At 66.9% G+C, this 13,356-nt stretch carries 7 protein-coding genes; all 7 read right to left on the bottom strand.

Annotation, left to right across the window (positions count from 1 at the left end; translation table 11 throughout):
- Positions 1-14: 14 nt before the first annotated feature.
- The 7 genes from NF616_RS04450 to pilG all read right to left on the bottom strand — a co-directional run bounded on the left by NF616_RS04450 (position 15) and on the right by pilG (position 13,315).
- Complete coding sequence (locus NF616_RS04450; RefSeq protein WP_252271851.1) at positions 15-1,034, bottom strand: chemotaxis protein CheB; 1,020 nt, start codon at positions 1,032-1,034, stop codon at positions 15-17.
- Positions 1,027-8,823 carry an Hpt domain-containing protein gene (locus NF616_RS04455; protein ID WP_252271852.1) on the bottom strand — a complete coding sequence of 2,599 codons (7,797 nt, stop codon included), beginning with the start codon at positions 8,821-8,823 and terminating at the stop codon, positions 1,027-1,029. Before NF616_RS04455 ends, NF616_RS04450 begins: the two co-directional genes overlap by 8 nt.
- A 22-nt stretch (positions 8,824-8,845) precedes the next feature.
- On the bottom strand, positions 8,846-9,709 hold the full coding sequence (locus tag NF616_RS04460; protein WP_252272470.1) for a CheR family methyltransferase: 864 nt from the start codon (positions 9,707-9,709) through the stop codon (positions 8,846-8,848).
- 68 nt (positions 9,710-9,777) lie between these two features.
- Positions 9,778-11,820 carry a methyl-accepting chemotaxis protein gene (locus NF616_RS04465; RefSeq protein ID WP_252271853.1) on the bottom strand — a complete coding sequence of 681 codons (2,043 nt, stop codon included), beginning with the start codon at positions 11,818-11,820 and terminating at the stop codon, positions 9,778-9,780.
- Between the two features lie 84 nt (positions 11,821-11,904).
- Positions 11,905-12,441, bottom strand: a complete 537-nt coding sequence (locus tag NF616_RS04470) for a chemotaxis protein CheW (protein ID WP_252271854.1) — start codon at positions 12,439-12,441, stop codon at positions 11,905-11,907.
- A gap of 55 nt (positions 12,442-12,496) precedes the next feature.
- Positions 12,497-12,862, bottom strand: coding sequence for a twitching motility response regulator PilH (gene pilH / locus NF616_RS04475; RefSeq protein ID WP_043216118.1), 366 nt, complete (start codon positions 12,860-12,862; stop codon positions 12,497-12,499).
- A 45-nt stretch (positions 12,863-12,907) separates the two neighbouring features.
- The gene (pilG, locus tag NF616_RS04480; protein WP_252271855.1) at positions 12,908-13,315 is read right to left on the bottom strand and encodes a twitching motility response regulator PilG; all 408 of its coding nucleotides are present in this window, start codon (positions 13,313-13,315) and stop codon (positions 12,908-12,910) included.
- Between the last annotated feature and the right edge of the window lie 41 nt (positions 13,316-13,356).

A 13,356-nucleotide genomic window follows, 5' to 3' on the forward strand; every position in this document is an offset into this window, starting at 1 on the left:
GACTGCTGGCGCCGTTACTGGCACTGCTCGGCCAGGTGATTGACCAGGGCGGCGGCCAGCTCGCGCGGGTCCCCACTGAGGACGCTGTAGCCGCCCTCGCGCAGGCTGTCGGGCATGCTCGGGCTGGCGCAGCTGTCGGCCTTCTGGGTCCAGATCACCCCGCCCTGGCGACGCACGTAGGCGGCAGCCGCGCTGCCGTCGCTGCCCATGCCACTGAAGGCGATCACGCCGCAGTGGGCGCCGAACTGCTGGGCCAGGTTGAGCATCATCTGGTCGATGGACGGGCTGTAGGGCTCGGGCCAGCCGCGGTCGGCCACCTGCATGGCGCCGTCTTCGGCGAAGCCGAGCTCGTTGGCGATCGGCGCCACCACCACTTCGCCGCAACGCACCGCATCGCCATTGCGCGCCGGGTTGACGTGCCACTGGCTGTGGCGGCCGACGGCCTGGGGCAGCGCCGTCTCGAAGGCGGCATCGATGTGCTGGGCGTAGATGAAACCGATCGGCAGACCGCCGGGCAGTGCGTCGAGGAATTCCTTCACCGCCGCCGGGCCGCCGAGGGAAGCTGCCAGCAGCCAGACCTGCTTGGCTGGCTCACCGGCTGCCAAGGGCGTGCCAGCCAGCGCGGCGGGCAGCTCCAGGCGGCTGGGACGCTGCGCCTCGGTCAGCAGCGCCTCCAGGCTCGGGCCGACGGCCTGAGCCGGATCGCCGACCAGGCGCTTGAGCTTGCCGAACAGGCGGCGCTCCCAGCGCGGGTAGTTCTCCGAATGCCGTTCCGGGGCATGGCCCTCGCCGAACAGCACCGGAGCGCTGGCCTTCTCCAGCAGGTTGTCGACCAACGGCGAGTCTTCCGACTGGGCCAGGTCCACCAGCCACAGGTCGGTCTCGCAGTCGGCCAGCGCCGCCTCGTCGAGACGGGCTGGGTCGCTGTTGAGCACCACCTGATAGCCACTACCGGCCAGTGCCTGCTGCAGCACGTGGCGCTGCAGCGAGGTGTCGGCGATGACCGCGATACGAGCAGCAGTTCTGTCAGTCATTGGCCTTGTCCTTGACCAGCTTCAGGATGTTTTCCAGCAGATCCGACTCCTGGTACGGCTTGCCCAGGTATTCGTTGACGCCGATGGCCATGGCCCGCTCGCGGTGCTTCTCGCCGGTCCGCGAGGTGATCATGATGATCGGCAGATTCTTGAGGCGCTCGTCGTGGCGCACCAGGGTGGCCACCTCGAAGCCGTCCATGCGCGGCATCTCGATGTCCAGCAGCATGATGTCCGGCTTTTGTTCCTGCAGCTGGGCGATGGCGTCGACCCCGTCCTTGGCGGTCAGCACGTTCATGCCGTTGCGCTCGAGCAGGCGGCTGGTGACCTTGCGCACGGTGACCGAGTCGTCCACCACCATGACCAGGGTCGGCCGCGCGCTGTCGCTCTCCGCCGCCTCCGGCGCCTCGCTGGCCAGGCGCGGGACCTGGACCTGACCGAGCAGGTGGGCGTGGCGCACGCGGATGGTCGCCAGCAGGTCGAGAATCACCACCACGCGGCCGTCACCGAGGATGGTCGCGCCGGTGATGCCGTGCACGCCGGCGAACTGCGGGCCGAGACTCTTCACCACGATCTCGCGCGAGCCGGCCAGGGCATCCACCTGCACCGCCACCGCGTGTTCGCTGGAACGCACCAGGATCACCGGTAGCGGCAGGCTCTGGCCCACCAGCTTGGGCTGCTGGCCGTTGTTCAGCAGGTCGCCGAGGTACTTCAGCTCGTAGGCCTGGCCGGCGTACTCGAAGCGCGGCGCGTCCGGGCCGTAGTAGGCCTCCAGCTCGTACGGCGAGACCCGCACGATGCCTTCGATGGTGTTCAGCGGGATGGCGTAGAAGTCCTCGCCGGACATCACCATCAGCGCGCGGTTGACCGACACGGTGAACGGCAGGCGGATCAGGAAGCGGGTGCCCTCGCCGACCGTCGACTCGATGCTCATGGAGCCGCCAAGCTGCTTCACCTCGGAGTGCACCACGTCCATGCCGACACCGCGGCCGGAGATCTGGGTGACCTTTTCGGCGGTGGAGAAGCCCGCCTCGAGAATGAACTGCAGGATTTCGTGGTCCGACAGGTCGCTGCCCTCGTCCATCAGGCCGCGCTCGATGGCCTTGCGCTTGACCGCGTCGAGTCGGATGCCGCCACCGTCGTCGGCCAGCACCAGGAGGATGTCGCCGCCTTCGCGCCCCAGGGTCAGGCGGATATTGCCGACCTCGGACTTGCCCGCGGCGCGGCGCTTGTCGGCCGGCTCGATACCGTGGTCGACGGCGTTGCGCAGCATGTGCTCCAGCGGCGCGACGATGCGCTCCAGCACGGTACGGTCCATCTCGCCATCGGCGTTGCCGACATGGAACTCGACCTGCTTGCCCAGCTCCCCGGCCACCTGGCGGACAATCCGGCGCAGGCGCGGCACCAGGCGGTCGAACGGCACCATGCGGGTGCGCATCAGGCCTTCCTGCAACTCGGTGTTGACCCGCGCCTGCTGCAACAGCAGGGTCTCGGCGTCGCGGTTCTTCGCCGCCAGGGTTTCCTTCAGGTCGAGCAAGTCGGAGGCGGACTCGAACAGCGCGCGCGACAGCTGCTGCAGCTGCGAGTGACGGTCCATCTCCAGCGGGTCGAAGTCTTCGTAGCCGGCGCGTTCGGCCTCGGCCTGGTAGCGGCTGAGGATCTGCGCCTGGGTCTCGGTGTCGAGGCGCCGCAGCTGGTCGCGCACCCGCTCGATGGTCGCTTCCATCTCGCCGAGGGTGAAGCCGACGTCGCTCACCTGCTGCTCGACGCGACCGCGGAAGATCGAGGTCTCACCGGCCAGGTTGACCAGGCCCTCGAGCAGTTCCGCGGGCACCTTGACCAGCTCCTGCGGCGCGCGTTGGGCGGCGGCGCGGGCGGCGGCCTCGGCGGCGCGCTGGACGAACGGCAGGACCTTGTCCTGCTGCGCCTCCTGCGGGCGGCTGCTGGCCGCGACGATCGGCTTGGCCAGGGTGACCGGAGCCGGGGCCGACTCGGTCGCCGGCGGAGTCTCCGCGGGCGCGCTCTGCGCCTCGCTGGCATGGCCGTCGTCCAGGCGCTTGCGCAGCTGGTCGAGTTCCTGCTGCAGGCCCTCGAAGGCGGACTGCACGTCGAGGAACAGGCTCTCCGGCCAGGGCGCGCCCTGCTGCTGAGCCTCGGTCAGGTGCTGTTCGAGGTCGTGGCTGAGATCGCCCAGGCGCTTCTGTCCGGCCAGGCGTGCACCACCCTTGAGGGTGTGCAGGATGCGCAGCAGCTCGTCGATGGCAGAGCCGTCCTCGCGGTTGGCCTCCCAGCGGCCGACCGCGGCCTCCATGGCCTCGAGCAGGTCGTCGCCCTCCTCGAGGAAGATGTCGAGGATCTCGTCATTCTCGTCGCCCGCCTCGACCTCCTCCTGCACCGGCTGCAGGTGCACGCTGGTCGGCACGCTGAGCTGGGCCTCGGGGTCGGCGCGGAAGCGCTTGATGGTCTCGATCAGCGCCAGGCCGTCCGGGATGGCACGGTTGCCGCGCACCGCCTCGAGCATCTCGGAGAGACGGTCGTGGCAGGCCTGCAGCACGCCGAACAGCTCGCCGTTGGCCTTCAGGCGGCCGTCGCCGACGCCTTCGTAGAGAAACTCCAGTTCGTGGGCCAGATCGCCGATCTCGCGGATCTCGGCCATGCGCGCGCCACCCTTGAGGGTGTGCAGGTCGCGCTGCAGCGACTCGACTTCCAGGGTGTTGTCGACATCGCCCATCCAGCGCTGCAGGGCGGCGGAGGCGCTGTCCATGATGTCGAAGCCTTCCTCGAGGAAGATCTCCACCAGCTCGGGGTCGCGGTCGACCGCTGGTGCCGACGCAGCCGCGACGGGTGCCCGGGGCTCGGGCTCGGGCTCGGGCTCGGGCTCGGGCTCGGGCTCGGGCACGGGCTCGGGCTCGGGCTCGGGCACGGGCTCGGGCTCGGGCTCGGGCTCGGGCTCGGGCTCGGGCTCGGCAGCAGCTTCGGCCGGCGGCGCGGGCTCAGCAACCGGCTCCAGGGCCTCGGCGCCGAGGGCGGGCAGGGACTCGTCCAGATGCCACTCGTCCGAGCTCAGCTCGGGCATGCTCTCGGGGAGCTCTTCACTCGCCGGCTCGCTGACTTCGATATGCAGCTCCGGCAGCTCGTCCGGCTGCGGCGCGACGAAATCCACCTCGGCCAGTTCGCCCAGGTCGATCTCCTTCGATTCTTCGATTGGCTCCGGCGCGGGCGGCTCGAGCCCGGCGGCCGGCTCGTCGTCGGAAGTTTCCCCGCCGAGCGCCGGCAGCGTGTCGTCCAGACTCCATTCCTGCTGGCTCAGTGCCGGCAGCTCGGTCGGCAGCTCTTCGTCCGGCTGCTCGCCCGACTCGATGTGCAGCTCCGGCAGCTCGTCCGGCTGCGGCGCGACGAAGTCCACTTCGGCCAGTTCGCCGAGGTCGATCTCCATCGACTCGTCGTCATCCGCCGCTGCCTGCGCTTCGGCTTCGCCTTCGGGGGCGATGAGCTGGCTTTCGTCACTGGCCGAGGAACTCGGCGCGGCTATGGTGCCGCCCTGGCGAAAGGAGCGTATCGCTTCGATCAGCTCGCTCGAATCCAGCAACGGCTGGTTGCGCTGCAGCTGCTCCAGCACCACGGCCAGACGGTCGTGGCTGCGCTGCAGCAGGTCGGCGAGGGTCGGCGAGTAGCTGAAGCGTCGGTCGACCAGCCCTTCGTAGAGGGACTCCAGCTCGTGGGCCAGGTCGCCGATGGCGCGAATCTCGGCCATGCGCGCGCCGCCCTTGAGGGTGTGCAGGTCACGCTGCAGCGACGACAGGGCCAGGGTGCTGTCCGGGTCGGCGAGCCAGCGGTCGAGGGCCTGACCAGCGCTGTCGAGGATATCGACGGCCTCTTCCAGGAAGATCTCCACCATCTCGGCGTCGAGGTTCTCCGGCATGCTGGCCTTCGGCGCGAACGGCTCGGGCTCGGCGAATGCCAGCGGCTCGGGCTCGGCAAAGGCAAGCGGCTCGGGCTCGGGCTCGGGATTCAGCAAGGCCTCGGGCTCGATCTGCGGCTCGACCGGCAACTCCTCCAGCTCGACGACCTCAAGACCCGCGGCGTTGCCGGTATCCAGCAGGGCCAGGGTGGCCGGGTCGAGCGCCTGGTCCAGCAAATTGCGCAGGGCCGCCACGCGCTCGGGCTGCGGGCTGACCTGCAGGGCGGCGGCAACCTGGTCCATCTGGCCGATCAGCGCCTCGTGGGCGGCTTCGGCCTCGGCGAAGAAGTGCTCGCTGACCGCCAGGCGGCCGTCCAGCACGGCCTGGTACAGGGACAGCAACGCCTGGCACAGCTCGTCGATCTGCGGCAGCTCGGCCATCTCGGCACCGCGGCCGAGGGTGGTCAGCTCCTCCAGCAGCGCGGACAGCTCCTGCTGCTCGCTCGGGTGCTCGCGCCACTTGCGCAGCAGGTCCTCGGCATCCAGCAGGATGTCCATGCCCTCGGCGAGGAAGATCGAAATCAACTGCGGGTCGCGATGATCCTGCTCGTCCAGGCGCGCGTTCTCGGCGCTCTCCAGGCGGCTGCTGTGCAGCTTTTGCACCCGCTCGAGAAACTCGGCGGCGCCGGGAATCGGCGCCAGCGGCCGGCTCTCCAGCTGTTCCAGACCGGCGCGGAACAGCTGCTCGGAGTCGCGCAGCAGCTCGGCCTCGGCCAGATCCATGTCGATCAGGTAGGTCTTGAATTCCTTGACCAGCTTTTCCAGCGGCGTGGCGATCTCGGCGATCGGCAGGATGCCGGCCATGTGCGCGCTGCCCTTGAGGGTGTGCAGGGCGCGCTGCAGATCGTCGGTGACCGGCTGAGGCAACTCCTGGGCACAGTCGGCGAGGAAGCCGACCAGGGTATCCAAGTGGGTCTCGGCCTCGTTGCGGAAGATCTCCAGCAGCAGCGGGTCCAGCCCGTCGTCCTCGACGGCGGGTGCCTCGATCGCCGCGGGTTCCACGGTCTCGAACGCTATCTCTACGAGCAACGACTCGACACCCGGCTCTTCCGCCGGCTCCTCCGGTAACTCGGCGACGCTGGGCTCGCTGGCGAAATTCGGCACTTGGCCGCGGGCCAGGGCATGGGCAGTTGCGGCCAGGCGGTCGACGTCGTCGCGCTGGCGCTGGGCCTTGGCGGCGAACTCATCGACCAGCGCCGGCATCAGCGCCACCACGTCGGCGGCCACCTGCTGCACCGGCTGATCCGGCTGGATGCTGCGATCCAGCACACGGTTGAGCAGGTTCTCGATGGACCAGGCCAGCTCGCCGATGACCAGCGCGCGGACCATGCGCCCGCTGCCCTTGAGGGTGTGGAAGGCGCGCCGCACTTCGGTCAGCGCATCCTTGTTGTCGGTATCGGCGCGCCATTGCGGCAGGTATTCGTTGATTGTCTCGAGGACCTCGCCTGCCTCCTCGACGAACACCTCGAGCAGGTCTTCGTCCACCGGCTCCTCGTCCGCGGGCGGCGGCAGCAGGGTCGGCGGCACGTCCTGAGCCGGCGGGTTGATCGCCTGCACGGGAGCGGCCATGACCTCGGCCATGGTCAGCGGCTTCTCGACCGGCTCCGCAGCCGGTTGCGGCTCGACGGGGGCGCTCGGCAGCTCGACCTCGGGCAGCTCCAGATCGGCGATTTCCAGCTCGTCCCAACTGGACGGGGTGCTTTCCAGGCTCAGCTCGTCGGCATCGACCGGCGTTTCTTCGCCGGAGATCAGCAGTTCTTCTTCGATCAGGAATTCGACCGGATCGGCCAGATCCGGCGCCTGTTCGAGAGGCTGCAGGTCTTCCAGAGTCTCGAATTCGAGCGGGGCATCCAGGCTCAGGTCGACGCCAGCGGTGTCTTTCTCGACGGTCTCGCCCAGGCTCCAGTTGTCATCGGACACCAGCAGCTCGCCAGGCTCTTCGGCCGGCAGCTCGGCGAACTCGGCGCTCAGCTCCTCGCCCGGCTCTTCGAGCGATAGCGGCGGCAGTTCTTCCAGCGGCGCTTCGTCTGCCAGCGGCTCGAAGGCCACTTCCTCGGCGGCCAGCACCTCGATCTCCTGCAGCGGGTCGGCCAGCGGCGCCGGCGCCTCTTCGCGCGGCTCGACACGGTCGAGGATCGAGGGCTTCTCCTTGAGCGGATAGCCCAGGCTCTCCAAGCTTTCCTCGGCGACGTCGAGGATCAGGTCGCCCTGGGTCGCGTGATCTTCGGCCAGGCGCTCGAGGTAGTACTCGACGCTGGTGATGGCGTCGGCCAGGGTGTCCAGGTTCTGCCAGTTGGGCACGGCCTTGCGCACCAGCAGCTGTTCTTCGATGTAGCGGGTGCAGGCTTTGAGCAATTCGGCGGCACGGGCCAGCGGGATCATCGCCAGGCCGCCACGGACCTGGGTCAGCAGCTCCGGCACGCGGGCCAGATGCTCGTGGTTCCACTGCGAAGCGATGAACTCGATGATCGCGTCCTTGGCCTGTTCCAGGCCGGTACGCGCCTCCTTGATCACCAGCTGGTGAATCTGCGCCACGTCGGTGGTGGGCAGGTGACTCTGTTCGTTCTGCGCGTCGTCGCCGGGGCCGACCATGCCGGCCAGGGTGGCCTCGACATAGAGCAGCGCGCCGGCCACGTCCATCAGCACCGCGTCGTTGGGCTCGCGCTGGCCGAGGGACAGGGCATGAACCACGTCGATCTGGTCGAGGATCACCTTGCGCGGCTGGCCGAAGCCGAGCACGGCCAGGGTGTCGGCGATCTGCTTGAGCGGCGCCAGCAGGGCATCCAGCTCGGCGACCTGCTGGCGGTCGCTGCGCACGAACAGGTCGAGGCTGTCCTTGACCCGCACCAGCTCCTCGCACAGGGCACCGACCACCGAACGCATGGCGTCGCGATCCGGGCCGGCCAGACGGGCGCGCTCCTCGTCGACCACGCCGCTGTCCGGCAGGGCGTCATCGAGACGGTACTGGTCCTTGAGGCTGCGGATGCGCGGCGACTGGGCCGGCGCCTTGGCCACGTAGAACAGCAGGTTCTTGGTCAGCTCGTCCGGGGCGCCCTGGTTGATGCCGTCGGCACCGTCGTCGACCAGGCGCTTGAGCTCCTTGTCGACCTGGCGCAGCAGGGTCCGCACCGACGTGCTGTTGACCACGCTGCCGTTGGCCAGGCCTTCGACCATGCCGGAGGCGATCTGCCACAGCGGGCCGAGCGGGGCCTCCTTGCAAAGGGTCTCCAGGCGGGCGAAGACGCGCGCCATGTATCCGAGGTTGGTGGCCAGGTCTTGGTTGCGGATCACCCCGACCAGGGCCATCTGCAGCATCTGCCGCAGCTTGCGCAACAGTACAGGCAACTCGGCGGTGCGCAGCTTTTCCAGCGAATCCAGCGGCAAGGCCGGCAGGCGGCCGGACAGGTCCGGGGAGAACAGACTGGTTTCCGACAGCAGGTTCTCGCCGCGGGCGGCGCGCAGGTCGTTGAGCAGCGGCAGCACAACCATCGGCAGGTCGCGGCGGGCGCTCTGGATGCGGTCGAGATAGGCCGGCAGCTGCAGGATCGCCTGCATCAGCACTTCCAGGGCCTCGGCCTGGTTGCCGACGCGGCCCTCCAGCAGGGCCTGGGTCAGCTGCTCCATTTCCTCGGCGAGCAGAGCCGCGCCGTAGAACTCGACCATCTGCAGGGTGCCGTGGACCTGGTGCACGTAGGTCTGGCAGAAACGCATGCGCGTGGCGTCCTGCGGGTTCTCGACGAACGCCTCCAGGGCCTGGCGGGCCTGCTTCAGGGTTTCTGCGATCTCGCCCTTGACCCACTCCAGGGCGACATAATCGTGCCGATCACCCATACCTGCTCCAGTCATTCTTGTCTTAGCCCTTGCGGGTGAACGCCAGGACCCGCTCGTCGGCCACCGGCACCAGGTCCGGATGCTGCCAACCGACCACTTCCCCCACACCCACCACCAGCATGCCTCCCGGCGCCAGGCGCTCGGCCAGGCGGTTGAGGATTTCGCGGCGGCGCCAGCGGCGGAAATAGATCAGCAGGTTCTGGCAAAAGATTACGTCCATGCCGGATTGCGGCGCCTTGGCCAGCTCCAGCACATTCAACCGGGCGACGCAGACGCGTGCCGCCAGGTCCGGCATTACTTGATAACGACCATCGGCCTGGGCGAGGAAGTAACGCTCGCACAGGTCGCTGTCCAATTGTTCCAGCTTGCGCGCGCCGTAGATCGCTTCGCGCGCCTTGTTCAACACGTTCAGGCTGATGTCGGTGCCGGTCACACCGAACTGCCGCTGGCTGTCCAGCTCGCGCAGCACCTCGGCGGCGCAGATCGCCATCGAATAAGGTTCCTCGCCGCTGGAGCAACCAACGCTCCACAGGGCCAGGGGCTGTTGCTGTTCGTCGATGGCCAGGCGCCCGCGCAGGTAACGCTCCAGCACCTCGAAGGACGGGCGATGGCGGAAGAAGCGGGTCTCCTGCACGGTGAGGCGGTCCAGCAGGGTCGACCACTCCACCGCGCCGCGCGGGCCGTCGGTGACCTGGCGGTAGTAGCTGGCGTAGTCGCCGACGCCCAGCTCACGCATGCGCGCGGTCAGGTTGGTCTGCAGGAAGGCACGGCGCTGCTCGTTGATCACCACGCCGGTCCGCTCTTCCAGCAGGGCCTGCCAGTCGCGAAACTCCGCCTGCGACATGTCTGCCAGGGGTTTCAAGGCCCAGACGCCGCTTGGCTGCATGCCGTGCCCCTCGCTCATGGCCGAATGCCCCGGGCAGCGACCCTCTCAGGCCGCCGCACCTCCCTCGATCAGGCCTGGCCTTCCGGCAGGGTGAAGCCGGATACCGAACGACGCATCTCGCTGGCCATCTTGGCCAGGTTACCAATGCTCTTGGCGGTAGCGGTGGTACCTGCGGAAGTCTGCGAGGTGATCTCCTGAATCACGTTCATGGTGTTGGAGATGTGACCGGCCGAAGAGGCCTGCTGACGGGCGGCGTTGGAGATGTTCTGGATCAAGGCCGCAAGGGTCTTGGATACCTTCTCGATCTCCTCCAGGGCCACACCGGCGTCCTGCGCCAGACGTGCACCGCGTACCACTTCGGAAGTGGTCTGCTCCATGGAGATTACCGCTTCGTTGGTGTCGGTCTGAATGGTCTTAACCAGGGCCTCGATCTGCTTGGTCGCGGCAGAGGAACGTTCCGCGAGGCGCTGTACTTCGTCCGCTACCACGGCGAAGCCGCGGCCCGCGTCACCGGCCATGGACGCCTGGATCGCGGCGTTAAGTGCGAGGATGTTGGTCTGGTCGGCAATGTCGTTAATCAGGCTAACGATGTCACCGATTTCCTGGGACGATTCACCGAGGCGCTTGATCCGCTTCGAGGTGTCCTGGATCTGCTCACGGATGTTATCCATGCCGGTGATGGTGTTGTGCACCACCTCGTTACCCTTGTTGGCGATGGCTACGGAACGTTCCGCTACCGCGGAGGATTCCGCGGCGTTCGCCGATACCTGGTCAATCGACACGGCCATTTCGTTGATCGCCGCGGAGGCGCCGGCGATTTCCTGGGCCTGGTGCTCGGAAGCCTCGGCCAGGTGCATGGCGGTGGACTGGGTTTCCTGGGCGGCGGCGGCCACCTGAACGGCGGTCGAGTTGATTGTCGCTACTAGGTCGCGCAGCTGGTCGATGGAGTAGTTGATGGAGTCCGCGATCGCACCGGTGAAGTCCTCGGTTACGGTCGCGGCCACGGTCAGGTCACCGTCCGCGAGGTCGGCGATTTCGTCGAGCAGTCGCAAAATCGCCGCCTGGTTACGCTCGTTCTTCTCGGCGGTAGAGGCCAGTCGACGGTTGGTCTCGCGCACCATCACCAGGCCGATGAGGATGATCGCCGCTAGGGCCAGGGCACCCAGCACGTAGCCCGCCAGGGTGTTGAAGTAACGGCCGTCGGCCAGGTTCTCGAACTCGGTGGCCAGGCCGGAAGTCTTGTCCAGCAGGGTCTGCGAGCTGGTGAAGATGGTGTTGGCGGATTCGCGGACCTGGAACAGTTCCGGCGAGGTCTCGAGGATCTCGTCCACCGAGCCGGAAACGAACTGGAACAGTTCGGAAATCTCGGCCAGACGCTCCAGGGCGTTCTCGTCGGTTACCGCCGAGATCTCCATGGCGGCGTTGCCTTCGATCATCGCCTTGAGCACGCGACCGAACAGGCTGGCGTCGCGGCCGAACATGTCGGCGGCCTGCACCGAGTCTTCGTCACCAGCCAGCACCTTGTTCACCGAGCCGAGGATACGTTCGGCAAGCAGCGACTGACGCTGGGCCACCGAGACCTGGGCCGCCGGGGCGCCGGACTGCAGCAGGATGTCGACCACCTCTTCGTACTCGACCTGCAGCTGCGGAATGGTTTCGGCGAGGGTCGCGGCCACCTGGTGCAGCGACAGTACGGTCTGCTCGCTCTGCAGGATGGCGTCCGCGTTCTGCCGCAGCACGTCCCAGTCCTTCTGTACCTCGTCCATCTGCGGCTTGACCGACTCGGGCGCCGCCGGCAGACCGCTGGCCTCGTTACCGGAGGTAAGGAAGCCCCAGCGCTCCTCGAAGTCGCGACGCGCCTCTTTCAGCAGCGGGAAGGCTTCCGCCTTGCCGGTCGCCGCTTCCGTGGCGTTCTTCGCGATACGCTGCGACAGCACGCGCAGTTCGCCCGCGTGGCTGATGTATTCCTTGTCGTAGCCGGATTGGGTGTTGAGGTAGGCGAAGTTGGCGAACAGCAGCACGATGGAAATGATCAGGACCACGAAGAGTCCGGCGATCAGCGTGTTACTGCGCACACCTGCCAAGAGATTGCCTGCATCGAGTTTTTTCATTATTTGGCCCCCGCCTGGACCTACCGCACAACGATTTCCATGTAAAGCCAAAGGGCCGGCAAGCGCCGACCCAACCGAAATTGCTTATACCGCCACGTCGAGAAAACCCTGGTGTTGCGCCAGCGCATGCGGGCTGAACACCAGCCAGGGACGCTCGCGCTGGAAGACCCCATGAATGAAAGGCGCAATCGCCGCCTCGAGAGGCGGGAGCTGCTCAGAGAATGTGTCCACCGGAAAGTGCTGCATGCCGAACACCTCGTCCACCGTCAGGCCGGCGAACACCTCGTTGTGGTCCACCACCAGCACGCGCCGCTGCTTGCGCAGAGGCGACAGATCGCTGCCGAAGAACCCGCACAGGTCCATCACCGGCAGCAGGCGACCCCGCACGTTGGCCACACCCTTGACCCAGCTCTTCACACCCGGCAGCAGGGTGTGACGTGGCTCGTGCAGCACTTCGCCCACCTCACCCATGGGCGCAACGAAATAGCGCTCGCCCATGCGAAAGCCGATGCCGCTCCAGGTCTGTACCGTCTGCTGTTGCGACGGCAGGCCCGCAGCCAGCGCACGGCAGCGCTGATCGAGTTCTACGAGAAGCTGGAAGGGGGAATGCGCGTCCGACATGCCGGCCTTGGCCTTTTCTTCTTATGTACTGCTAATGGCGCGGACTGGCAGGCGATCAGCCGGCCAGCACCGCGTTGAGGGTCTTCATCAGCGTGTCTTCGTCGACCGGCTTGGTCAGATAGTCACGCGCGCCCTGGCGCTTGCCCCAGACCTTGTCGGTCTCCTGATCCTTGGTGGTCACGATGATCACCGGGATGTGGCTGGTTTCGGCGTCCTTGGTCAGCTGACGAGTCGCCTGGAAACCGTTGAGACCGGGCATGACGATATCCATCAGCACGGCATCGGGCTTTTCCTGGCGAGCCAGGGCAACGCCATCGGCACCATTTTCCGCCTTGAGTACCTGATGGCCATGCTTCTCGAGCATGGCGGTCAGCTTGTACATCTCGGTCGGCGAGTCATCAACAATCAGAATACGAGCCATGAAGTTCCCCATTCGGAATAGGCATCGCCGGCTTGTGGCCGGCTATCAGGAGGCTTGCTCCACCGGGACGAATTCGGGCACATGCGCCTTGATGGCGCCGAGCAGCTCTTCCTTGCTGAAAGGCTTAGTCAGGTACTGGTCGGACCCGACAATGCGACCCTTGGCCTTGTCGAACAGGCCGTCCTTGGAGGACAGCATGATCACCGGGGTGGATTTGAAAGCACTGTTGTTCTTGATCAGGGCGCAGGTCTGATAGCCGTCGAGGCGCGGCATCATGATATCGACGAAGATGATGCTTGGATGCGTATCGGCGATCTTGGCCAGCGCATCGAAACCGTCAACCGCAGTGATGACCTCGCAACCCACCTTCTTCAACAGCGTCTCGGCGGTGCGACGAATCGTCTTCGAATCGTCGATCACCATGACCTTCAAACCGTCGGAATGCTGTTCCATGTCTGCCCTACCATCGCCTCGGCGATTATTTGTTTTATCTA

It is taken from the genome of Pseudomonas subflava (assembly GCF_023823685.1).
In the GTDB taxonomy this organism is placed as follows: domain Bacteria; phylum Pseudomonadota; class Gammaproteobacteria; order Pseudomonadales; family Pseudomonadaceae; genus Aquipseudomonas; species Aquipseudomonas subflava.

What these genes read in the sequence shown, in the direction of transcription:
- NF616_RS04450 (WP_252271851.1), bottom strand. Translation starts at nt 1,034, where the DNA reads ATGACTGACAGAACTGCTGCTCGTATCGCGGTCATCGCCGACACCTCG.
- NF616_RS04455 (WP_252271852.1), bottom strand. Translation starts at nt 8,823, where the DNA reads ATGGGTGATCGGCACGATTATGTCGCCCTGGAGTGGGTCAAGGGCGAG.
- NF616_RS04460 (WP_252272470.1), bottom strand. Translation starts at nt 9,709, where the DNA reads ATGCAGCCAAGCGGCGTCTGGGCCTTGAAACCCCTGGCAGACATGTCG.
- NF616_RS04465 (WP_252271853.1), bottom strand. Translation starts at nt 11,820, where the DNA reads ATGAAAAAACTCGATGCAGGCAATCTCTTGGCAGGTGTGCGCAGTAAC.
- NF616_RS04470 (WP_252271854.1), bottom strand. Translation starts at nt 12,441, where the DNA reads ATGTCGGACGCGCATTCCCCCTTCCAGCTTCTCGTAGAACTCGATCAG.
- pilH (WP_043216118.1), bottom strand. Translation starts at nt 12,862, where the DNA reads ATGGCTCGTATTCTGATTGTTGATGACTCGCCGACCGAGATGTACAAG.
- pilG (WP_252271855.1), bottom strand. Translation starts at nt 13,315, where the DNA reads ATGGAACAGCATTCCGACGGTTTGAAGGTCATGGTGATCGACGATTCG.